Raw genomic sequence first — 502 nt, 5'->3', positions numbered from 1 at the left:
ACGGTTACTTTGCAAAAAATGGGCAATATGCTGCAATTACTCATTAGAGACGATGGCGTAGGGTTTGTCGTCAACCAAGCTGTGCATCGCCAAGGGATTGGTTTGCGCAACATGCAAGAACGTGTGGAGTTTATTGGTGGCGAGTTCGAACTCATGAGTGAGCTTGGTTTAGGCACGGAAATTACCGTGCTTTTGAATTTGGATGAATTAGTTTATGGACAAACCGATTAGTGTGGTGATCGTCGATGATCATCAAGTGGTGTTAGATGGATTTATCGCGCGTTTAGAGCTGGAGCTGGACATTGATGTGATTGGCACGGCAAGCAACGGCTTGGAAGCGATTGAGGTCGTTAAGCATTTGCGTCCGGATGTTGTGCTTATGGACATCAGCATGCCAATCATGAATGGCATCGAAGCAACGGGTGTGATTAAAGAGGAATTACCAGAGAGTAAAATTCTCATGCTTACGATGCATGATAACCGCGAATACATCATGAAAGTG

Annotated in this window: 2 protein-coding genes; both read left to right on the top strand. The window is 45.0% G+C overall.

Annotation, left to right across the window (positions count from 1 at the left end; all coding sequences use genetic code 11):
* Positions 1 to 231: ATP-binding protein (locus R7E78_RS31055; protein ID WP_411913796.1), on the top strand; the 231-nt coding region annotated here is incomplete at its 5' end.
* Positions 215 to 502, top strand: a 288-nt coding sequence (locus R7E78_RS31050) for a response regulator transcription factor (protein WP_318059262.1), incomplete at its 3' end; no start/stop codon positions are given. The genes R7E78_RS31055 and R7E78_RS31050, both read left to right, overlap by 17 nt.

The organism is Vibrio sp. YT-19(2023), from assembly GCF_033337395.1.
This window is presented reverse-complemented; position numbering and strand designations above follow the sequence as displayed.